The sequence below is a fragment of the Pseudoalteromonas sp. D15MCD-2 genome, assembly GCF_038562745.1.
Lineage (GTDB): Bacteria > Pseudomonadota > Gammaproteobacteria > Enterobacterales > Alteromonadaceae > Pseudoalteromonas.
In genome coordinates this window covers 464,143-485,785 of the sequence record NZ_JBCFQE010000001.1, presented here as the reverse complement: position 1 = coordinate 485,785, position 21,643 = coordinate 464,143, and the positions used below count along the sequence as shown (strand labels likewise).

General features: G+C 42.1%; 24 protein-coding genes. 15 read left to right on the top strand and 9 right to left on the bottom strand.

What is annotated here, in order from left to right; all coding sequences use genetic code 11:
• Positions 1-18: 18 nt before the first annotated feature.
• Positions 19-1,101 carry a trypsin-like peptidase domain-containing protein gene (locus AADY36_RS02210; RefSeq protein WP_055020793.1) on the top strand — a complete coding sequence of 361 codons (1,083 nt, stop codon included), beginning with the start codon at positions 19-21 and terminating at the stop codon, positions 1,099-1,101.
• 67 nt (positions 1,102-1,168) lie between these two features.
• Here AADY36_RS02210 and murA read toward each other — a convergent pair whose 3' ends face one another.
• From murA to AADY36_RS02175, 7 genes are read right to left on the bottom strand one after another with little or no spacing between them, the layout of a single operon-like run.
• Entirely contained in the window at positions 1,169-2,428 is a 1,260-nt protein-coding gene (gene murA, locus AADY36_RS02205) for a UDP-N-acetylglucosamine 1-carboxyvinyltransferase (protein ID WP_054561093.1), read from the bottom strand.
• Positions 2,429-2,443: 15 nt separating this feature from the next.
• A complete protein-coding gene (locus tag AADY36_RS02200) occupies positions 2,444-2,701 on the bottom strand; it encodes a BolA family protein (RefSeq protein WP_054554171.1) in 258 nt (85 codons plus the stop codon).
• 5 nt (positions 2,702-2,706) lie between these two features.
• Positions 2,707-3,000: an STAS domain-containing protein gene (locus tag AADY36_RS02195; protein WP_342408442.1), complete on the bottom strand. Its 294-nt coding sequence runs from the start codon at positions 2,998-3,000 to the stop codon at positions 2,707-2,709.
• On the bottom strand, positions 2,993-3,670 hold the full coding sequence (locus tag AADY36_RS02190) for an MlaC/ttg2D family ABC transporter substrate-binding protein (protein ID WP_054561095.1): 678 nt from the start codon (positions 3,668-3,670) through the stop codon (positions 2,993-2,995). The genes AADY36_RS02195 and AADY36_RS02190 overlap by 8 nt, the downstream gene beginning before the upstream one ends.
• 2 nt (positions 3,671-3,672) lie before the next feature.
• Complete coding sequence (gene mlaD / locus AADY36_RS02185; RefSeq protein ID WP_054561096.1) at positions 3,673-4,221, bottom strand: outer membrane lipid asymmetry maintenance protein MlaD; 549 nt, start codon at positions 4,219-4,221, stop codon at positions 3,673-3,675.
• Between the two features lie 13 nt (positions 4,222-4,234).
• Entirely contained in the window at positions 4,235-5,014 is a 780-nt protein-coding gene (mlaE, locus tag AADY36_RS02180; protein ID WP_054554167.1) for a lipid asymmetry maintenance ABC transporter permease subunit MlaE, read from the bottom strand.
• The gene (locus AADY36_RS02175) at positions 5,007-5,825 is read right to left on the bottom strand and encodes an ATP-binding cassette domain-containing protein (protein ID WP_082401555.1); all 819 of its coding nucleotides are present in this window, start codon (positions 5,823-5,825) and stop codon (positions 5,007-5,009) included. Before AADY36_RS02175 ends, mlaE begins: the two co-directional genes overlap by 8 nt.
• A 248-nt stretch (positions 5,826-6,073) precedes the next feature.
• On the opposite strand from AADY36_RS02175, the gene AADY36_RS02170 reads away from it, so the two are divergent.
• The 12 genes from AADY36_RS02170 (at position 6,074) to mgtE (ending at position 15,433) form a co-directional block, all read left to right on the top strand.
• Positions 6,074-7,042 carry a calcium/sodium antiporter gene (locus AADY36_RS02170; protein WP_239961980.1) on the top strand — a complete coding sequence of 323 codons (969 nt, stop codon included), beginning with the start codon at positions 6,074-6,076 and terminating at the stop codon, positions 7,040-7,042.
• Positions 7,043-7,045: 3 nt separating this feature from the next.
• Positions 7,046-8,017, top strand: a complete 972-nt coding sequence (locus AADY36_RS02165; protein WP_342408441.1) for a KpsF/GutQ family sugar-phosphate isomerase — start codon at positions 7,046-7,048, stop codon at positions 8,015-8,017.
• 3 nt (positions 8,018-8,020) lie between these two features.
• Positions 8,021-8,572 carry a 3-deoxy-manno-octulosonate-8-phosphatase KdsC gene (gene kdsC / locus AADY36_RS02160; protein ID WP_054561100.1) on the top strand — a complete coding sequence of 184 codons (552 nt, stop codon included), beginning with the start codon at positions 8,021-8,023 and terminating at the stop codon, positions 8,570-8,572.
• The gene (gene lptC, locus AADY36_RS02155; protein ID WP_062566531.1) at positions 8,569-9,123 is read left to right on the top strand and encodes an LPS export ABC transporter periplasmic protein LptC; all 555 of its coding nucleotides are present in this window, start codon (positions 8,569-8,571) and stop codon (positions 9,121-9,123) included. Before kdsC ends, lptC begins: the two co-directional genes overlap by 4 nt.
• On the top strand, positions 9,113-9,634 hold the full coding sequence (gene lptA / locus AADY36_RS02150; RefSeq protein WP_054561102.1) for a lipopolysaccharide transport periplasmic protein LptA: 522 nt from the start codon (positions 9,113-9,115) through the stop codon (positions 9,632-9,634). Before lptC ends, lptA begins: the two co-directional genes overlap by 11 nt.
• Entirely contained in the window at positions 9,631-10,356 is a 726-nt protein-coding gene (lptB, locus tag AADY36_RS02145) for an LPS export ABC transporter ATP-binding protein (RefSeq protein ID WP_054561103.1), read from the top strand. Before lptA ends, lptB begins: the two co-directional genes overlap by 4 nt.
• 107 nt (positions 10,357-10,463) lie before the next feature.
• Positions 10,464-11,960 (top strand): RNA polymerase factor sigma-54, encoded by a 1,497-nt coding sequence (locus AADY36_RS02140; RefSeq protein WP_054561104.1) that lies wholly within the window; start codon positions 10,464-10,466, stop codon positions 11,958-11,960.
• Positions 11,961-11,987: 27 nt separating this feature from the next.
• A complete protein-coding gene (gene hpf / locus AADY36_RS02135) occupies positions 11,988-12,275 on the top strand; it encodes a ribosome hibernation promoting factor (protein WP_036971325.1) in 288 nt (95 codons plus the stop codon).
• Positions 12,276-12,278: 3 nt separating this feature from the next.
• Positions 12,279-12,731: a PTS IIA-like nitrogen regulatory protein PtsN gene (gene ptsN / locus AADY36_RS02130; protein WP_054561106.1), complete on the top strand. Its 453-nt coding sequence runs from the start codon at positions 12,279-12,281 to the stop codon at positions 12,729-12,731.
• On the top strand, positions 12,732-13,577 hold the full coding sequence (rapZ, locus tag AADY36_RS02125) for an RNase adapter RapZ (RefSeq protein ID WP_054561107.1): 846 nt from the start codon (positions 12,732-12,734) through the stop codon (positions 13,575-13,577).
• 13 nt (positions 13,578-13,590) lie between these two features.
• Positions 13,591-13,863 (top strand): HPr family phosphocarrier protein, encoded by a 273-nt coding sequence (locus AADY36_RS02120; RefSeq protein WP_054561108.1) that lies wholly within the window; start codon positions 13,591-13,593, stop codon positions 13,861-13,863.
• 211 nt (positions 13,864-14,074) lie between these two features.
• Positions 14,075-15,433 carry a magnesium transporter gene (gene mgtE, locus AADY36_RS02115; RefSeq protein ID WP_054561109.1) on the top strand — a complete coding sequence of 453 codons (1,359 nt, stop codon included), beginning with the start codon at positions 14,075-14,077 and terminating at the stop codon, positions 15,431-15,433.
• A gap of 78 nt (positions 15,434-15,511) precedes the next feature.
• On the opposite strand, the gene AADY36_RS02110 is transcribed toward mgtE, so the two are convergent.
• Positions 15,512-17,689: a YgiQ family radical SAM protein gene (locus AADY36_RS02110; protein WP_058585936.1), complete on the bottom strand. Its 2,178-nt coding sequence runs from the start codon at positions 17,687-17,689 to the stop codon at positions 15,512-15,514.
• Between the two features lie 121 nt (positions 17,690-17,810).
• Positions 17,811-20,006, bottom strand: a complete 2,196-nt coding sequence (locus tag AADY36_RS02105; RefSeq protein WP_054561111.1) for a bifunctional diguanylate cyclase/phosphodiesterase — start codon at positions 20,004-20,006, stop codon at positions 17,811-17,813.
• A 259-nt stretch (positions 20,007-20,265) separates the two neighbouring features.
• Here AADY36_RS02105 and AADY36_RS02100 point away from each other — a divergent pair, with 259 nt between their 5' ends.
• Together AADY36_RS02100 and AADY36_RS02095 are read left to right on the top strand one after the other, a co-directional pair.
• Entirely contained in the window at positions 20,266-20,772 is a 507-nt protein-coding gene (locus AADY36_RS02100) for an SRPBCC family protein (protein ID WP_235575457.1), read from the top strand.
• Positions 20,741-21,628, top strand: coding sequence for a TIGR03899 family protein (locus tag AADY36_RS02095; RefSeq protein ID WP_054561113.1), 888 nt, complete (start codon positions 20,741-20,743; stop codon positions 21,626-21,628). Before AADY36_RS02100 ends, AADY36_RS02095 begins: the two co-directional genes overlap by 32 nt.
• Positions 21,629-21,643 lie beyond the last annotated feature (15 nt).

Below are 21,643 nucleotides of genomic sequence, written 5' to 3'. Positions count from 1 at the left end.
ACTGATAATAAGAATACTGTGCTAAAACTTTTTAAATTTATCCTTCCTCCGCTTTTCACCGGTTTAGGCATTGCCTTTTTAGTGGTGTTATTTAGCCCAAGCCTTCGTAGCACACTGTTACCAGATATGAATTTACCTGCGGCGATATCATCAGAGCACATGAGCTTTGCTGATGCAGTGCAAAAAGCAGCACCGTCGGTTGTTACTATTTTTTCAGAAAGCATTTCCAATCAACCGCGCTATAAACGCCAAAACACCGTTCAAGCTCTTGGCTCTGGTGTGATCATGACCCAAGACGGCTATATTCTGACTAACTACCATGTAATTAAAAATGCCGATCTCATTATCGTCACGCTGGCTGATGGCCGTCGCTTTTATGATGTACAAGTGATTGGTTTTGATACTCAAACAGATTTAGCGCTATTAAAGATCAGCGCTGAGCATTTACCAAAAATTCCAGTAAATGATAAATTTAAGCCACGTGTTGGTGATGTTGTTTTAGCGATTGGAAACCCGCTTAACTTAGGCCAAACCATTACCCAAGGTATAATCAGTGCGACGGGTAAACAAAACTTAATCGATAGCCCTTACAGCAGCCTGTTACAGATGGATGCTGCGATTAACGTAGGTAACTCAGGTGGCGCGTTAGTCAATTCACGAGGTGACTTAGTCGGTATTACCTCGGCACAATTTAAAACTCATGAAAATCTCGATATTCAGGGTATCTTTTTTGCGGTACCTTACTCGATTGCCAAAGATGTGATGGATAAGCTAATCAAACATGGTCGTGTCGTTCGTGGCTATTTAGGCTTCAGTGGCACAGGTATTGATAGCACGGGCAAAGATGTAAGCGATAGCTTTACACCTGTTGCAGGCATGCGTATTTCTCAACTTGATCCATTTGGCCCAGCTTGGAAAGCAGGCATCAGAGAAACTGACATTGTAATCAAAATTGGCGGTATTCCTGTAGCCAACCCACAACAAGTGCTCGAGAAACTTGCGAATACAGAACCAGGTAAAGAGCTTGAATTTGAGATTTACCGCGATGGTAAAGTCTTAAAAGTGATGGTAACTGTTGCTGAACTCGAAGACGAGCAGTAGTTACTGAAACAACACAGATATAAAAAAGGCCTAACTGATGTTAGGCCTTTTTTATAAGTCTTAGCGATTAGCTTGAACGACGCTTGATATTGGCACCTAGAGCACTCAACTTATCTTCAATGCGTTGATAACCACGATCTACGTGATAGATGCGGTCAACAATAGTCTCACCTTGAGCAACGATGCCAGTAAGAATCAGACTTGCCGAGGCACGTAAATCAGTTGCCATTACCTGTGCGCCCGATAAGCTTTCGGTATCCCCACAAATTGCTGTATTACCTTCTAAGCGAATGTTTGCGCCCATACGCTGTAACTCAGGCACGTGCATAAAACGGTTTTCGAAAATCGTTTCTGTGATGGTTGCACTGCCCTTCGCTACCACATTTAAAGCTGTAAATTGCGCTTGCATATCGGTAGGGAAACCCGGGTGTGGCATAGTCTTAATATTAACCGCTTTTAGTTCGCGGCCACGCATATCAAGGTAAATGCTGTTATCAGTGACTTCAACCAAGGCATTGGTAGCACGCAACTTTTCAATCACAGGATCAAGACTATGGTGGTCTGTATTTTTACAAAGCACTTCACCGCCAGCCATTGCCGCCGCAACCAAGAAAGTGCCTGTTTCAATGCGATCAGGAAGAATGCTGTACTCACAACCCGATAGTGACTCAACCCCTTCAATTTCGATACGGCTAGTGCCTGCACCGCTGATCTTCGCACCCATCGCAATTAAGCAATTAGCAAGATCGGTAATTTCAGGTTCGCGAGCTGCATTTTCAAGTACTGTTTTACCGTCAGCCAGCGTTGCTGCCATCAGTAAGTTTTCTGTTGCGCCAACACTGACCATCTCCATAAAGATTTCAGCGCCTTTTAAGCGACCATCAACCTTTGCGTTGATGTAACCATTTTCAACCTTGATGATAGCGCCCATGCGCTCAAGACCTTGAATATGGATATCAACTGGGCGAGCACCAATTGCACAACCACCAGGCAGTGATACTTGCGCTTCACCAAAACGGGCAACTAAAGGACCTAATGCAAGTACTGAGGCACGCATTTGCTTTACCAGATCGTACGGTGCAAGCGTTTTATCAACCGTCGCACCATCAATGATTAGCTTGTCTTGCTGCCACTCTACATTTGCACCCAGTGTTTTTAACAAGGCTTCTGTGGTGCCAATATCGCGTAAACGAGGAACATTACTAAAGGTACTTTTGCCCTGCCCTAAAAGCGCAGCAAAAAGAATTGGAAGAGCGGCATTTTTAGCGCCAGAAATAGTGACTTCACCTGCCAGCGAGGTGCCACCTTGAATAACAAATTGATCCATTAGGAGGCCCTGCGACTATTGAGGTAAAATAAATTTTTGTTCGCGTTTCCATTCAGTCGGTGTGAACGCTTTAATAGATACAGCGTGGATTGTACCGTCTGAGATTGTTGACATTAACGGAGCATAAACCAACTGTTGCTTCTTCACGCGAGATAAACCATCAAAACACTCACCAACAGCAATCACTTCGTAGTGGCTACCATTTGCTTTAACAATCACTTCATCTAGTTTTAGTTCGTCGCGTAATAACGTTTCGACTTGGCTTGTTTCCATAAATCTCACTCAAATAAGTTTGTGACCTGACCCAATTGCATTAAATTTTGCAATTGTTCAGGGCTATTTTGCAGTTCAAGGTGAATACCTTGCTGCTTTAATTCTGCGAAAGAGTGAATTAACCAAGCTAAGCCCGCTGTGTCAACCCTAGATAGCCCAGAAAGGTCAAAATACCATGTTTTATGGCTAGAATCTGACTTGGCGTTCAGAAGGCGTTCACGGCCAATTGAATTTCGAGTCAGTTCGCCACTGACTCGAAACTGGTTATCTTCAAGTTGAGTAATCTCGACTTTACTCATCGCCACCATCACCTCTAAATTGCACTGGCAGTTGGCTCTTCTGCTCTAGTAAGTCACTTACATAATCTAGACCATGTTGGCGTAAAATACCTTGTAATTCACTTTGTTTAGCATCAAGCAAACTAATACCTTCTGCGATCATATCGTACGCGCCCCAGTCACCACTGCGGTCTTCACGTACTTTAAAGTCGATTCTGATATCAGGTTTACCGGCTTCAACAATCTTAGTTTTAACAACCACCACATCTTGGCCTTTGAAAGGCTGAGGCGGAGCAAACTCAACGCTTTGATTAGTGTATTGAGTAAACACACCTGCGTAAGTAGCAATTAAATACTTTTGAAAAACGTCAATGAAGCGTTGTAACTCTTTAATCGCTTTCGCTTTTTCCTCTTTATCTTCGATAGCACGCACCTTTGACACGTGATTACCTAGTACGCGCAGTGCAGCATACTTGTAGTCAATGTAAGGCATTAGCTCTTCTTCTACAATAACGCGAAGATGCTCTTTGTCTTTCGCGATAAGAGGTTGGTCTTTGGTAATACGTGCAAAAGTATTATCTGACACTGTACGAACCATTTTGTACGGGTCTTTTAAATCAACCTTAGGTTCAGCGGCTTGTGCGTTTAGGCTAAACAGCACAGCAATACATAATAAAAACTTCTTAAACATAATTATTCACCACCCTGGTTGAATAAGAACTGACCGATTAACTCTTCTAAAACAAGCGCTGATTTTGTATCAGTAATGTAGTCACCATCTGCAAGCGCTTTGCTTTCAACACCAAATAGATCATCTAGATCTGTATCATGCTCACTTGCTGTTACATCTTCACCCATACAGCGTTGCTCAGCAGATTCAGGGGCAATAACAGGGTTAATGCCTAAGTACTGCTCACCTAAAATACCTGATGTCAAAATAGAGATTGATGTTGTGTCTGAAAACTTACATAAGTAATTTGCATCAATCGCCATATTTACCACAGGCACAAACTCTTTTGGGTGAATAAAGATTGATTCAACTCGGCCAACAACTACACCACCTACTTTAATCGGCGCACGTGCTTTTAAAGAACCAATGTTTTCAAACTTTGCATTCAGTTGGTAAGTCTCACCACTACCACTAATGCCGGCATTCGCAACTTTAAATGCTAATAATGCAAATGCAGCGATACCAAGGGCTACAAAAAAGCCAACTAATATTTCTAATTTCCGTGAATTCATCTTTATACCCTAATTAGCTGGTAAACATTACCGCTGTTAAAATAAAGTCAAAACCTAATACTGCCAATGACGAGTGCACAACGGTTTCTGTTGTCGCTTTACTGATCCCCTCAGATGTAGGAACACAGTCATAGCCTTTGTAAAGTGCAATCCAGGTCACAATCATGGCGAATACAAAACTCTTAATCATGCCGTTCACAATATCTTGTTGAAACGACACTTGCGCTTGCATGATTGACCAGAAGCTTCCTGAATCAACACCAAGCCAATCAACACCCACTAAATGAGCGCCGATAATAGCAACCGCAGAAAATATTAATGCAAGTAATGGCATACTGATAAAACCAGCCCAAAAACGCGGTGCAATAATGCGTTTAAGTGGATCAATCGCCATCATTTCTAAACTTGATAATTGCTCGGTTGCTTTCATTAAACCAATTTCAGCAGTAAGTGCACTGCCCGCGCGGCCTGCAAACAGTAACGCAGTTACTACAGGGCCTAACTCCCGTAATAAGCTCAATGCCACTAAAGGCCCTAAGCTATCTTCAGCACCATAGCCTACTAATACGGTGTAACCCTGCAGGGCGAGCACCATACCGATGAATAAGCCTGACACCATAATGATTAAAAGAGATTGCGAGCCCACCATATATAATTGGCGAACAAGTAAAGGCGTGCCTTTTTTGAAGTTCGGCACATTAACGAGTGCACCAAACAGCATCTGAGTTGAACGACCAAGCGCGGCAAAGCGCCCTAATGTTTTGTGACCTAACTTCTGGAATAGATCAAGCATTATGCACTCCTAGTAATTCATCATCATACGCAGGAGCTGGGAAATGGAATGGTACAGGACCATCCGATAAACCATTTAAGAACTGTTGCACAAGCTCAGATTCATGGTTTTGCATTTGCTCTGGTGAACCTTCGCCTATCACCCCTTGATCAGCAATGATGATCACGTGATCAGCAATGCTCATCACCTCTGTTACATCATGGGTCACGATAAGTGATGATAAACCTAGCACCTCATTCAGTGATTTAATTAGCTTAACTAACACACCCATAGAGATAGGGTCTTGGCCAGCAAATGGCTCATCGTACATGATAAGCTCTGGATCAAGAGCAATTGAACGCGCTAAAGCAGCACGGCGAGCCATACCACCAGAAAGCTCAGACGGCATTAAGTCTTGTGCGCCACGTAAGCCGACAGCTTGTAATTTCATTAAAACGACAAGTCGGATTAAATCTTCGCTGAGTTGAGTATGTTCGCGCAAAGGAAAGGCGATATTGTCAAACACTGACATATCGGTAAATAAAGCGCCACTTTGAAACAGCATACTCATTTTGGTGCGGGCAGCATAAAGTTCCTTGCGAGTCATGCCAGGAATGCTATTGCCTTCAAATAAAATGTCACCAGAATCAGGTTTAAGCTGACCGCCAATTAAGCGCAACATGGTGGTTTTACCAATGCCGCTTGGTCCCATGATAGCGGTAATCTTGCCTTTCGGAATGTTAAAACTCATATTTTTATATATGATTCTATCGCCCCGTGAAAAGGTTACATCCTTGATTTCTACTATTGATTGCGACAAGTCGCTCTCCATAACGTTTTTCACTAGTTTTGCCATTTTAAGGGTTTTTTAGTCAAGATGGAAAAAACAAATCGTAAAATTTTGTAATATTTTCTATCAATAAATTCTAAAGCTAGCTGCAAAGAGCTTAACGACACCTGAAATTTAGTTTCCTTGCTAAGCACGCTTTATGCTCGCCAGCCCATTCTTTTACTTATACTTTCAGGTTCGCTTTTGTTACTATTTGCAGTCATCTGTATAAGTAATGTTGGCGTATCACAATGGTGACTTCTTTTGTCATTTTAATTATTGGTTTTGCTGCACTCGTTTGGAGTGCCGATCGGTTTGTTTATGGGGCGGCTGCACTCGCAAAAAATATGGGGATCCCCACCCTAATCATTGGTTTAACCGTTGTTGCTATGGGCTCATCAGCCCCTGAAATGATGGTATCTGCATCGGCAGCACTTGCTGATAAAACAGATACTGCGGTAGGTAATGCGGTCGGCTCTAACATTACTAACATCTTACTTGTACTTGGTGTCACAGCTTTACTACGCCCTCTTTCAGTATCTTCAATGACACTTAAACGCGAAATGCCGCTGGTACTGTTAATCTCAGTAGCCGCTTGGTATGTGTTCTCAGATAACTATTTTTCGTTCGCTGAAGGCATTGCCTTGATGATTGCTTTTGCGGTGTTTATTGGTGGTTTAGTTATTGTTTCTCTGCGTGCTAAAAACCAAGATGACCCATTTGTCAGCGAAGCATGTGAAGATGTTCCGAATGATGTCAGTACCAAATCTGCCGTATTTTGGTTAGTCATCGGCATGATTTTATTACCAATTAGTTCACACTTTTTAGTTGAATCAGCCGTTGATATTGCGAAATATTTTGGTCTATCAGACCTTGTAATAGGTTTAACCATAATTGCTATTGGTACCAGCCTACCAGAGCTGGCAGCCTGTATTGCTGGGGTATTAAAGAACGAAGACGATTTAGCGCTCGGGAATATCGTTGGCTCAAACATTTTCAATTTACTCGCCGTATTACCACTTGCAGGTATTATCAATCCGTCAATTATTGACCCTTCTGCGGCAAACCGCGATGCACTTATCATGATTGCAGCAACGATTGTGTTGATTGCCATGTCATTGAACTTTAAAGGTGCTCGTCGTATCAATAGAGTAGAAGGTGGCTTCTTGTTAGTCGCATTTATTGCATATCAGGGCTATATTTTCAGCCAAGTAGGATAATTAATGACACAACCTAGCTTTATCGCGCAGGGTAAGCGCGTACTCGAAATTGAAGCACAAGCTTTACAAGAAATTGAGCAATATATAAATCAAGATTTCGATAGCGCTTGCCAATTAATGTTCCAATGTACAGGTCGTATTATTGTGATTGGTATGGGCAAGTCAGGCCACGTTGGTAATAAAATTGCGGCGACCCTTGCAAGTACTGGCACACCTGCATTTTTTGTTCACCCTGGCGAAGCAAGCCACGGTGATTTAGGCATGATCACCCGTGATGATGTGGTGATGTGTATTTCGAACTCAGGTGAGACCAGCGAAGTACTCAGCATTATCCCTGTTATTAAGCGCATTGGCGCAAAGATGATTTCACTAACAGGCAACCCAGACTCAACCATGGCAAAACTGTCTGATGTTCATGTGTGCATTAAAGTAAGCCAAGAGGCATGTCCGTTAGGCCTTGCGCCAACTGCAAGTACTACTGCAACCTTGGTTATGGGCGATGCAATGGCGGTTGCATTACTTGAAACCCGTGGTTTCACAGCCGATGACTTTGCGCTTTCACACCCGGGTGGCAGCTTAGGTAAACGTTTATTGCTTACATTAGATGATGTGATGCACGCAGGCGACGCCACACCAATCGTTAGCGAAACCCAAAGCATTAAAGACGCACTAATCGAAATGTCAGCCAAAGGCCTTGGTATGACCGCTGTAATCGGAGCAGACGAAAAGTTAGCCGGGTTATTCACTGATGGTGACTTACGCCGTATTTTAGAACAGCGCATCGATATCCATAGCACTGCAATTAGCCAAGTGATGACTAGTTCATGTACAACTGCTCGCCCTGATATGCTTGCAGCTGAAGCTTTAAATATTATGGAACGTAAACGTATCAATGGTTTAATTGTGGTAGATCAAAGTAATACGCCAATTGGTGCCCTTAATATGCAAGACCTATTAAAAGCAGGAGTTCTTTAAGCAATGACATTCGCCGAGCTATACCAGCCTCTTAGCCCTGATGTGAGTCAGCGCGCACAAAAAGTAAAACTGCTAATCTGTGATATAGATGGTGTTTTTTCTGATGGCCGAATTTATTTAGGTAATGATGGCGAAGAGCTTAAAGCATTTAATACTAAAGATGGCTTTGGTATTAAAGCGCTCATTAATAGTGGCTTTGAAGTGGCTGTGATTACTGGCCGCCATTCACAAATAGTTCAGCAGCGAATGACTAGCCTAACAGTTCAGCACATTTATCAGGGACAAGAAGATAAGCTGATTGCTTATCAAGAGTTAAAAGATAAACTGGGGCTGACTGATGAACAAATTGCCTATATTGGTGATGATGGTCCAGACTTACCAGTAATGGAAAAAGTAGGGTTTGCTGTTGCTGTAAACGACGCACACCCACTGATTAAAAAGCTGGCTCATTACACCACATTATTACCAGGTGGCTTTGGAGCTGTGCGTGAATTAACTGATTTACTGATGTTAGAAAACGGTAAGCCGTTAACTAGCGATGGAACCAGCGCATGAATATAGCCCGTATTTTACTGAGTATTGTTTTTGTTTGTTGCATGGTGTGGTTATGGTACCCGTACTTTAACCAATCAACAGACACAATAACTAGTGAAGACGAGATCATCGCAACACCTGATTACACTGCTGTGGCGTTAAAGCAAACAGCGTATGATGAGCAAGGCAAAATTAGTCATAAAGTGGCTGCTGCTAAAATGGAGTTGTATCAACAATTAGGGTTTACCTTTTTTGAGCAACCTATTTTTACTATTTATGGCGACCAGCAGGTTTGGCAAGTAAAAGCCAAAGAAGCCACATTGTATGAAAACGATCAACTGATTTTTGAAGGGGATGTAGTTGCTAAAAACTTAACCCACAACGGCATGATTGAAGATATAAAAGCAGAAAACATTAATGTCGATATTGATAAAATGACCATGTTTTCTAAGCAACCTGTGACACTAACAGGACCGAATTTAAAGATTACCGGTAAAGGCTTAAAAGCCGATTTAAAAACCGAAATTGTTGAGTTAACTAACCATACACGAACCATATACTATGACCAATAAACTGAAGAAATTACTCCTGATCCCAAGCTTATTGATTGCCTTTTCGGGCGCAGCTGCCGAACAAACTGGCGCTCAGATTAGCATTAGCTCAGATCGCCAAGTAGGTAAACTAAAAGATGGCGTTGGCATATTCGAAGGTAATGTAGAGATCGTGCATGGTAATCGTCGTATTACCGCTGAACGCCTTGAAGCACACGGCGGTGACACCGAAGGTACAGTAGAGTTAATTATTGCCACAGGTAAGCCTGCTTACTTCGAAGAAAAGCAAACTGATGGCACCGTGATGAGCGCCAGCGCCGAAGAAGTTCGTTATGATGTTGCAAAACGCTTCTTAACCTTAAATGGTGAAGCTGAAGTTACTCAAGCAGGTCAAAAAGTAACAGCAAAAAGCATTACCTATGATATGGCACAGCAGCTGATCAGTGCTGAAAAAGACGAAAACTCAACAGATCGTGTACACACTATTTTAGTGCCTGTTGAAAATAAAAAAGACAATAAAGGTCAACCATGAGTACATTAAAAGCAGAGCTTTTAGCTAAGAGCTATAAAGGCCGCCAAGTGGTTAAAAATGTCGGTCTTGAAGTTGAAGCTGGCAGCATTGTTGGCTTGCTTGGCCCAAATGGTGCGGGTAAAACCACCACCTTCTATATGATTGTAGGCCTAGTCCCAAGCGACAAAGGTAAAATCAGCATTGATGATAACGATATTACCCTTTTACCAATGCACAATCGTGCCCGCTTAGGTATCGGCTATCTGCCACAAGAATCGTCAATTTTTCGAAAGTTAACGGTTTACCAAAACTTGATGGCTATTTTAGAAACCCGCAAAGATCTAAACAAAGCAGGTCGCGAAGAAACACTAAATAGCTTACTAGATGAATTTAGTATTCAACACATTCGTGACAGCCAAGGTATGGCGCTGTCAGGTGGTGAGCGACGCCGTGTAGAAATTGCTCGCGCATTAGCCGCTAATCCTAAATTTATCCTTTTAGATGAGCCTTTTGCTGGTGTTGATCCAATTTCAGTGTTAGATATAAAGAAAATTATTGAGCACCTAAAAAATCGTGGTATCGGTGTACTAATTACTGACCATAATGTTCGAGAAACCCTTGATGTTTGTGAAAAAGCCTACATTGTTTCTCATGGGGAGCTAATTGCATCAGGCACACCTGAGCACGTATTAGCAGACCAAACTGTACGCGATGTATATCTAGGCGAGCAATTCAGGCTGTAACCATTACGCCAGCGACTAGAGCATCTGCTAGACTTATAACAATGACAATAAATCGATAACTGTGTTTTTACAGTTATCGATAACTTAAAAAGGATTGTTAGGGATACATGAGGCAATCATTACAGCTGCGCATGGGCCAGCAACTTACAATGACTCCACAACTGCAACAAGCGATTCGTTTGTTGCAGCTCAGTACATTGGATCTCCAGCAAGAAATTCAAGAAGCGCTTGATAGTAATCCCCTACTTGAAGTGGAAGAAGCGGATTACAATGAAGAAAGCACCGGCAAGAATGAGCAAAAAGCGGAGTCTGACGATGTGCAAGTCAGCGCGTCTGCCGAAGAAGCACCTAGCGAGTACGAGCAAGAAAGTAGTGATGCTCTCAATAAAGACACCGTAAGCGATGACTTAGCCATGGATGTTACTTGGGATGAGTACATGAGTGCCGCCCCTTCAACATCATCAGGGCCAATGCCTGAAGATGAGTCTATCTATCAAGGTGCATCAACCGAAACTCTTCACGAATACCTAATGTGGCAATTACAGCTCACGCCATTTAGCCCTACTGATGAAGCGATTGCTGTGGCAATTGTAGAAGCTATCGATGATTCAGGTATTTTAACGGTAAGCTGTGAAGATATAGTCGAAAGCTTTAATCAAAATAACGATGAAGAAGAAATCGAACTTGATGAAGTCGAAGCGGTCTTAAAAAGAATTCAGTTATTTGATCCTGTGGGTATTGGCGCGCGCAGTTTACAAGAATGTCTGTGCATTCAGCTACGCCAATTCGATGCCGATACGCCATATTTAGCTGAAACTAAAATGGTTTTATCTGAGCATATCGAATTATTAGCGAGTCGCGACTATCGAACTTTGATGAAAAAGACTAAGCTTAAAGAAAACGAGCTTAAAGAAGTGATGACGCTCATCCACAGCTTAAATCCTAAGCCTGCGGATAGCATAGTACGCGAAGAATCTGAGTACGTTATACCTGATGTATCAGTGAAAAAAGTGAAAGGCCGCTGGGTAGTCGAGTTAAACCCAGATTGTATGCCAAAGATTAGAGTGAACAGCCAATATGCAGCTATGTCTCGCTCTGTTAAATCAAGTAGCGACAGCCAATTTATTCGCTCTCACTTACAAGAAGCAAAGTGGTTTATTAAGAGCTTAGAAAGCCGTAACGATACGCTATTAAAGGTGACCAACTGTATCGTTCAACAACAACAAGCTTTCTTTGAGCATGGCCCTGAGGCAATGAAGCCGATGGTGCTAAATGATGTTGCTGAAATGGTCGAAATGCATGAATCGACGATTTCACGGGTAACAACGCAAAAATATATGCATACCCCACGGGGTATTTTTGAGTTGAAATATTTCTTCTCAAGCCATGTCAGCACCGAAAATGGTGGTGAGTGTTCTTCTACAGCAATACGCGCTTTAATCAAGAAGTTAGTCGCTGCAGAAAACTCAGCTAAACCATTGAGTGATAGCAAAATTGCAGATATATTGGCTGAGCAAGGAATTAAAGTAGCTAGACGTACAATTGCAAAATATCGTGAGTCTCTAGCAATACCTCCGTCTAATCAGCGTAAGAGTCTGATTTAGACGTTTTACATAGAAGGAAAAATGCTTATGCAACTAAATTTAACTGGTCGTCATGTAGAAATCACAGATTCATTAAGAGACTATGTAAACACCAAGTTTGCAAAACTAGAAAGGCATTTTGACCATATTAATAATGTTCATGTCATTCTAGATGTAGAAAAATTAAGCCAAAAAGCAGAAGCAACTTTACATGTAAACGGAGGCGAATTGTTCGCTTCTACAGAACATCAAGATATGTACGCAGCCATTGACTCACTGATCGATAAACTTGATCGCCAAGTCATTAAACACAAAGAGAAATTAGCTCGACATTAAATTATGAAACTAAGTTCACTTACTAACCAGGACTGCAGCAAAGCTGCGGTCCTTTTTAATAGCAAAAAAAGAATTCTTGAATATATCAGCGAACTGGCCCACCAGCAGCTTCCTCATTTATCGCAACAAGATATCCTAGATGCTTTACTCAACCGAGAAAAACTAGGTAGCACCGGCATTGGCCGAGGTATTGCTATTCCACATGGCCGAATGAGCGGCGCAGATGAGCCTCATGCATTTGTGATAGTGAGTGAATCCCCTATTAATTTTGATGCAATTGATAATCGTCCAGTTGATATTTTTGTGGCACTCATCGTACCAGATGGTGACTGTCAGCTTCACCTAAAGACCTTATCAACAATTGCTGATAGACTTAAAGATAAAGAATTTTGTAAACAGCTGCGTAGTGCTACTACCGATCAGCAACTGTTTCAGGTCATATCAGCAGAGGCATAAATGGAATTAATAATTATCAGCGGTCGCTCAGGCTCAGGTAAATCGGTCGCTTTACGAGTACTTGAAGACTTAGGCTATTATTGCGTTGATAATATTCCGGTTAATTTACTGCCTTCGCTCGTACGTAGTGTGTCTGATAACTACGATAAAATAGCGGTCAGTATCGACGTACGTAACTTACCGAAAGAGCAGCAAGAATTTAATGATATTCTTGAGTACCTGCCAGGTTTCGCAAACCCAACACTATTCTATTTAGACAGTGATGACCAAACTCTGATCAAGCGCTTTTCAGAAACACGCCGCTTGCATCCACTATCTATTGATTCTTTGCCGCTTGATCTGGCCATTAAACAAGAAAAAATCCTGCTTGATGTGTTGATCACTCGCGCTGACTTTATGATTGATACCACTGATCTGAGTGTTCATCAGTTAGCAGAATCAATTCGCGAAAAGATTTTAGGTAAAAAAGATAAAAAGCTAATTATTACTTTTATGTCGTTTGGCTTTAAGCATGGTATTCCAAAAGAAGCTGACTACGTTTTTGATGCACGCTTTTTACCTAACCCACACTGGGAACCTGATTTAAAGCCACTAACTGGCCTTGATCAACCAGTAAAAGATTACCTAGCTAGCCACAGCATAGTGCAAAAGTTCACTTGGCAAATACAAACCTTTGTGCAAACTTGGTTGCCACATTTAGAGCGTAATAACCGCAGTTACCTGACCATTGCTATTGGTTGCACCGGCGGCCAGCATCGCTCTGTTTACTTAGCGCAAACAATTGGTGAGAGCTTTGCCAAAAGCCATGCTAATGTAAAAATTCGCCACCGCGAACAAGACATTTAATTAGGCACCAACAATGCACGCTGAAGATACCTTTTTAATTCAAAACAAACTTGGCTTACATGCTCGTGCTGCTACTGTTTTAGCGCAATTAGCACTGCAATTTGATGCCAAAATTACGCTTTATCAAGATGATAAAGAAGCTGAAGGCGACAGCGTGTTAGCATTAATGCTACTTGAAAGTAGTCAGGGTAAAGAAGTTCGCGTTGTGTGCGAAGGCCCTGACGCCGATGCTGCATTAACGGCAATCGGCGAATTAATTGCACAACGCTTCCACGAGCAAGAATAGCATTTGCTAAGACTTCAAGGTTTACGGTAAACTTAATTAGGATATTTAAAATTCCCTTTAAATATCCTACTTTTATATCGCTCGCTTTTCTAAATTACAAAACTCTTAATAAATTTATCGCAGTGCGACGATATCTCTGCAAATACACTACAAAGCAACTATGCTGTATTTGCTTAGCCTATTTAAACTTTTTTCAGTTGTAAGGACGCCAATGCCAGAAGCCTTTGAACAAGATTATCCACTACAACAACTCAAACAAGTGACCAAGTCACTCAATAGTGGTCAATTTGTTCAAGTGCGCGGTATGTTAGCCAAAACGGCACCTTGTGATACAGCCCTTTTACTTGAGTCTTCTCCCCATAAAATTCGTCGTATGCTTTGGCAGCTGGTTGATCCAGATGTCCGTGGTGATGTTCTAGAAGAACTCTCTGAAGATGTACGTCTTGGCATTATTGCCCAGATGGAGCCTGAGCACATTGCTGCTGCCACTGAAGATATGGACGACGATGACTTAGGTGAGGTTTTACGTAGTCTTCCTGATACCGTATATCAAGACGTTGTCAGTGCCATGGATTCGCAAGATAGAGAGAGAGCAACTCAAGCACTTTCTTATCAAGAGCGCTCAGCCGGTGCCTTGATGAACAGCGATACGGTCACCATTCGTCCTGACGTTACTCTCGATGTTGTACTGCGCTATTTACGCTTACGAGGTGAGCTACCAGAGGGTACCGATGACTTATATGTAGTTGATAAGCATAACTGCTTTTTAGGCGCGCTTTCATTAACTACATTGCTGACCAGTCCTTCAGATAAAATTGTTCGTGATTTAATGGATGAAGACTGTGAGTCAATCCTAATCTCTATGGATGAAAGTGATGTAGCTCAACTGTTCGAGCGTCACAACTGGATTTCAGCGCCTGTTGTGGATGATAACGCTCACTTGCTTGGTCGTATTACTATTGATGATATCGTTGACGTAATCCGTGAAGATGCAGAGCACAGCATGCTAAGCCTCGCTGGTCTTGACGACGAAGAAGATACCTTTGCGCCAGTGCTAAAAAGTTCGCAGCGTCGCTCTATTTGGCTTGGGGTTAACTTATTAACCGCATTGTTAGCAGCAATTGTGGCAAGCTTTTTCGAAAACACCTTAGCAATCTTGCCTATTTTAGCGGTACTCAATGGTATCGTCCCTTCAATGGGGGGGGTTGCGGGTAGCCAAACCCTAACTCTGGTTATTCGTGGTATAGCGGTTGGTCATATCAACCAAACCAACCAACGCTTCTTATTACTTAAGGAGTTAGCGATTGGCGCACTGAATGGCATTATTTGGTCGATATTAATTGCTGGTGTGGTTGCCCTATGGCAGTGGGACTTTAAACTCGGCGCAGTGCTGGCCTTTGCAATGTTTATGAATCTTGTTGCCGCTGGTATTGCGGGTGCGAGCATTCCATTAATTCTTAAGAAAATGAAAATTGACCCAGCCCTTGCAGGGAGCGTAGTGCTGACAACCGTCACTGATATTGTTGGTATCTTTGCCTTTTTAGGCACTGCAACTTGGTTATTGATCTAATACCAATTCGCAATAATACTTAGTTAAGCGAATTGGTATAAATAAAAACGGCCCTTAAAGGGCCGTATTTATATCTATTTACTTTGCGCGCTGCTTATTTTTACCTACTCGAGGTTTGGTATTGGCCTTTTTAAACTGGCTAAAACCGGTGTGACGAGTCAGTGCCGCACGGCCTTTACCGCCCTTTCCTCTAGCAGCTTTCTCGTTACGACCTTCTTCAGGTACCAAACAGTTCGGTCCTTTACCGATTAGATTCGCTTTGCCCATTTTTCTTAGTGCTTCTCGGATCATCGGCCAACCAGCAGGATCGTGGTAACGTAAAATCGCTTTGTGTAAGCGACGCTGGCGTGCGCCTTTTGGAACAGGCACTTGCTCAGTATTGTTCTTAATATTACGCAGCGAGTTCATCTCAGTGTGATAAATCGTGGTTGCATTGGCCATCGGCGATGGATAAAAGTTTTGCACTTGATCAAGCTTAAAGTCATTAGACTTTAACCACAACGCCATGTTCACCATGTCTTCGTCTTTCGTTCCTGGGTGAGCAGAAATAAAATACGGGATCAAATACTGCTTTTTACCCGCTTCTTTTGAGTATTTATCAAATAGCTCTTTAAACTTATCGTAAGCTCCCATGCCCGGCTTCATCATCTTAGACAATGGACCATCTTCAGTATGCTCAGGGGCAATTTTTAAGTACCCGCCTACGTGATGGGTAACCAACTCTTTTACATAGCGAGGGTCTTCTACAGCTAAGTCATAACGTACGCCAGACGCAATCAAAATTTTCTTTACACCTTTTACATCACGGGCTTTTTTATAAAGCTCAATAGTTGGGGTGTGATCCGTGTCCATGTGCTTACAGATATCAGGATAAACACATGATAAACGTCGGCATGTACTCTCTGCTTTTTTACTCTTACAGCGCAACTTGTACATATTCGCTGTCGGTCCACCTAAGTCAGAGATAACCCCAGTGAAGCCCGGTACTCTGTCACGAATTTGTTCAATTTCATCAATAATTGATTGCTCAGAACGGCTTTGAATAATACGTCCTTCGTGCTCTGTAATCGAACAGAAAGAACAGCCACCAAAGCAACCACGCATGATGTTCACCGAGGTTTTAATCATTTCATAGGCTGGGATTTTTTCATCGCCGTAGCTTGGGTGCGGAATACGCTGATATGGCAAACCAAATACGCCATCCATTTCTTCAGTTTCAAGCGGAAATGCAGGCGGGTTAACCCAAATAGAACGATCGCCATGGCGTTGAAATAACGCACGGGCGCAACCTGGGTTTGTTTCTTGGTGCAAAATACGCGAGGCATGGGCATAAAGCGGTTTATTTACGCTTACTTGCTCATACGCTGGCAGCTTAACGTAGGTCTTTTCCCAAGGCTTAGGACGAGCTGGCTGAACAGTGATTGGCTTAGCCGCCTCGGCACTTAAATCAATACCTGCTTTTTTAAATTCAGATTTACTACAACCCACATCATCTGCGCCATACGGGTTTGGAATTGGATCAATCTTACCTATTTTATCTATTGCAGTTGAGTCACTACCACGCCAACCCGGTAATGGTTCTTTACGAATAACCGCAGTACCACGAATATCTTGAATTGTCTCAACCGACTCACCCGCGGCAATACGGTGGGCAACTTCAACAAGTGGGCGCTCAGCATTACCGTAAATTAGAATGTCAGCTTTGGCATCAAACAATACGCTACGGCGTACTTTTTCTTGCCAATAATCATAATGAGCAATACGGCGTAAACTCGCCTCAATACCACCAATGATCAGCGGCACATCTTTATAAGCTTCGCGACAGCGTTGGCTGTATACAACTACCGCACGGTCAGGACGTTTACCGCCTATGTTACCCGGCGTATAAGCATCATCATGACGCATACGCTTTTCAGCAGTATAACGGTTGATCATCGAGTCCATATTACCCGCTGTAACACCAAAGAATAAGTTAGGCTTACCTAACGCCATAAAGGCATCTTTTGAGTTCCAATCAGGCTGTGCAATTATACCCACACGAAAACCCTGTGACTCAAGCATACGCCCTATCACAGCCATACCGAAACTAGGGTGATCTACATACGCATCACCACTGACAATGATCACGTCACAGCTATCCCAGCCTAACGCGTCCATTTCTGCACGAGTGGTTGGTAAAAATGGCGCCGTGCCATAGCATTCAGCCCAATACTTAGGGTAAGAAAACAGGCCTCGCTCGGCTTTTAATGCGCTCATAAAGTGTACTCTGCTAACAAAAGGGGCGAATTATACCTCAGTCTTATAGATTATTATAGAAAACAAAACGCCCTTCACATGGGAGGGCGCTGTTTAATTAATATGCTTTTGTTGAAACTTTCTATTGTTTAGCTTGCAGGTAGGTAATTAACTCTTTTTCTGGCATAGGCTTAGCATACATGAAGCCTTGCACTTCATCACAGCCAAGCTGGGCTAAATAATCTGCTTGCGCTTGTGTCTCGACCCCTTCTGCTATGGTTTTTAAGCCTAACCTTGCACCAAGAGAAATAATTAACGCAGCAATCGCCTGACAATCTTGACCTGGTAAATCTTTAATAAAGGCGCGATCTATTTTAAGTCTGTCTAGCGGAAGTTTTTGCAAGTAACTTAACGATGAGAACCCTGTACCAAAGTCGTCAATCGCAATCTCGATACCAAACTCTTTAAGCTCTTTTAATGTGGTGATCACATTAGCTAGCTCATCCATTACCACGCTTTCGGTCACTTCGAGTTCAATAAATTGCGGCTTTACATCGTACTTAATTAAAGTGTCTTTAACCTGCTGCGCATAGCCTTTAACTTTAAACTGCGGCACTGAAACATTCACAGCAATGCTAATTGCAAAGCCCATTGCTTCGAGGCGCTTTTGCTGCATACATGCTTGCTCTAGCACCCATTGCCCTATATCAACAATTAAACCAGCATCTTCAGCCATTGGAACGAAAATCGCCGGCGAAATATACTGGCCATTACCTGACGGCCAACGCAGTAGCGCTTCACAGCCAATGATTTCAAGTGTATTTAAATCAAGTTGTGGCTGAAACCAAACCTCTAATTTACGCTGCTCAAAATCTTGACGAAGCTGTCTGATGATCCCTAAACGCCAAGCCATTTTCTCTTCCATGTCTGGGGTATACGTCACCACCATTTCAGAAGATTGTTTTTTAGCTTGGTTAAGCGCAATGTAGCCCAGCTTTAAGGTCTCGATCCCTGCTTGTAAGAAATCACCTTGATAACATAGGCCAATATTAAAGTTGATTGGTAAAATGTGTTCACCGGCATTAAACGGCAAACTTAAATGCTCGCGTAGTAGCTCAACATCACATTCACCAACGGGTAACAGTAAGCCAAACACATCTGCACCAATGCGCGATAGCAGCTTTGCATTTGGGTATTCTTGATGTAGCCTATCAACAATGGCATTTAGTAATAAGTTACCAATCTCTTGGCCTAAGCCATTATTAATATCTGAGAATTGCGCAACATCAATTAATAAAAAGACATAGTCACTTTTACCCGGCTGGTAGTAACGCTCCACTTTATTCATGAAATCATTACGATTCGATAAGCCAGTTAAAACATCTTTATAAGCTGCATCACGTAAACGGTTGAACAACCTAACATTATCAAGACCAACACTGACATTGGTTAAAAATATCTCTGCAAATTGTAGTTGTGAAGGACTTGGTGTGTGCTCGGTTTCTAAGTAAATAGCTGCTTGGCGGTTTTTGCTTTTTAATAAATACGTACTGTCTACATCGGTGTGCTGATGCTCACCTTGGGCTAGGCAGTTATTAACTTGCATGATAATACGGCCATCATCAAGCTGCTCAATACCCTGGCCAATAAACTCATTATATTCAGCACAACCACCTAAAACATAAACCTGGTTATCATCTTCGATAGAACCACAAAGTAAACCTTGCGGTTCGCAATCTAAAATAATTGAGAGCTGCTTAATCACTGCCATTGAAAAGGCTTTGATATCAGTAAAACCAAGAATAGCCTTAGATGCATACAAAATATTATTTAACGCGCGGCTTTGAAATTCGAGCTGACATACTTGCTCATAAGATCGAATAGCCGTTACAAGGGCAGTGATAAGTTTACTACGTGTTAGTTCTGTTTTTGTTTTGTAGTCGTTAATATCGTATTCGCGGATCACTTTTTCTTCAGGTGCATAGCCTGGTTGTCCGGTACGTAAAATTATGCGCACATTGTGATTATTGAGGCACTCTCTAACCTGCTTTACAACTTGCAAGCCAGCATCATCTGACTCCATAACCACATCAAGGAGTATTACCGAAATCGTATGGTCATTTTTAAGTAATTCGAGCGCTTCTGCACCTGAGTAGGCATGATGGAATCGCAGCCCTTTATCCCAAAACTCTACGCCTGAGAGGGCAAGCTTAGTAACTGAATGTATTTCTGGATCATCATCGACAATTAATACGTCCCAAAAATCAGAGACAGTTTCATCCACTAACTGTTCGTCATCTTGGTCACTAAACAAAAAGTCGTTACTCTCTGATGCCATTAATAATTCCTTAGAGTGATCCCCGTAATACTGTAACTATGGCGCCACTCCATTTTACAGCGATGCTCAAAATTCTATCACTTATTTAACTATGATACATTAGTGATAGCTTATATAGTATCAAACAGATTATAGTCTATGTTACGTATAATGTTATGAAAGTTATAAAACAATTGCCTGAGGTGAGATTATTAAAATACTCATTTTTACCCTAAAAGCGATTTTTATCAGCATTCTGATCTCACTTGTGATTGGGCTCATGCTTTCACCGCAATATACTGTTCACAAATCAATTAAAGTGAATGCGAGCAGTGCTGAGATTGCAAGCCTTATAGGCGACTTTAATCAATGGCCTAAATGGCAACCATGGCAGGCTGTCGACCCGAGTATTAAATTTACCATTGCAGAACCTAGCCAAGGTGTAGGTGCACATCAATTTTGGCAAAGTCGCTTTGGCGAAGGTGAAATGACCATCACCCAACTCGACAACAGCCAGCTTTCATTTAATATCTTATTTAATAAAGAACACATTGCCCAAGGCACAATTCGCTATTTACCTGAAGGCGATAACGTTAACATTGAGTGTTCATTAAAAGGTGAGGTCAACACCCCTATTATTGGTGGCTACCTTGCTTTACTAAGCCAGTATATTCTCAATAACACAGTAAAACTGGCGCTCAATAACATCAAAACTCATGCGCAGTTAGCAACAACAGGCAAGGACAGTGTGACCGATGACAGTGAAAGCAGCTCAGGCGAGAGTTAATCTTGCTAATATCATAGAAAACCAGCTTGGCTACCCTATTCATAAGGCATCATCGGCTAGGATCAACCATGCTGGTGATGACAGCTATTCAGCACAAGGTCAACAGCAGTTAGCTTATCAAATTAAAGCGCAAGCAAGCCTTTTAGAGCGCGCTCAAACTCGCCAAGAAATTCAATTCATTAAACGCCAAGAAAATATCGAAACTATTATGGCGATGGCTATGGCGTTTTGCCCCGATGTCACAGGCCAACAACAGCCAGATTTTGATTGGATAGAGCGCTTTATTAGTTTATGTGAAGACACAGCTAATTCTTCAATGCAAAAGCTATGGGCAAAAATACTCGCAGGTGAAACCGTGTCACCGGGCACCTTTTCGATTAAAAGCTTACAAACACTTAAACACATGACTCAGCGCGAAGCAGATGCCCTTCAGCGCTGTACATCACTGTGTGGCTTCAATGAAAAAGATAACAGCCACTTAATTTTACTCGGCTTTTACAAGAAGCCTTCGCTGTTTGATTTACTTAGAAAAGGTAACAAGGTGTCATTTAATTTAGGGAAAACCCCTGTTAGCTTTCCTGATATTCTTACTCTGATGGATATTAACTTACTGTATCGAAAAGAAATCGAATCAGCGGTTTTAAAAGCAGGCCAAGAACTAGTACTGAGCTTTATGAATCAACGCTTGGTTTTAAAAGCAAAAAGTAATGACTTAGTACTCAGTTATTATAAATTTACACAAACGGGCGACGAGTTAAGAAAGCTAATCGCATCGCCAATAAATAAGGCTTATAAGCAGATACTTTCAACATCATTAGAAGATGAATTTGAAGTTAGCTGGCAAACTTTAAAATAAAGCTGCCAGCTAAAT